This window comes from Pseudoalteromonas sp. AOP7-A1-14, assembly GCF_052376275.1.
GTDB lineage: Bacteria > Pseudomonadota > Gammaproteobacteria > Enterobacterales > Alteromonadaceae > Pseudoalteromonas.
The window spans coordinates 1-548 of sequence record NZ_JBQSVO010000285.1 but is presented as its reverse complement, the minus strand read 5'-3'; the positions used below and the strand labels follow the sequence as shown (position 1 = coordinate 548).

The window sequence follows — 548 nt, the reverse complement described above, 5'->3', positions numbered from 1 at the left end:
GCATTTGCAGCTAATGCACTTTGTGCGTCATTCGGCCCAAGTATTTATATGAAGCTTTCTCAAACTATATCAGTGAAAAAAATAATTACTACCTGCTTTATATTACTCACGCTGTGCGGTGTACTTACCCTTAACATTGGACATCTTTCGCCTTGGATATTTGCTGCTATTGCGGCTCCAGCCACGCTTATGGTTATTATTACACGCGTACCTGGTACTAATTTAATGTTAGAGCAGCAAACTACCGATACAGGCTCTGCGGTTGCGGTTATTCAGTTTTTCTCAATGATTGCAGGTGCAACCGGTATGATGCTTGTGTCAATACGCCCAGATGCACTTATTAGTGACTTAGGTATTATTCAATTAAGTATTGGTGCTCTCGTTTTGGCTTTATGGTTACTCGTAAAAAATAAAGCATACGTACTAAACCACCTATCTAAAGCTTAAATAGTTGATGACCCCTCACCTATTTACAATATGAGCTAGCACTTACTTAATACTCTCCTAACACCATGACTAAACTGCTAATTTACTACATAGTGTATTGC

General features: G+C 38.9%; 1 protein-coding gene. It reads left to right on the top strand.

Going from position 1 to position 548, the window contains the following annotated elements; genetic code table 11:
- The coding region (locus ACT3RM_RS18130) for a hypothetical protein (protein ID WP_444511547.1) at positions 1–447 on the top strand (447 nt) is incomplete at its 5' end.
- Positions 448–548: the final 101 nt, after the last annotated feature.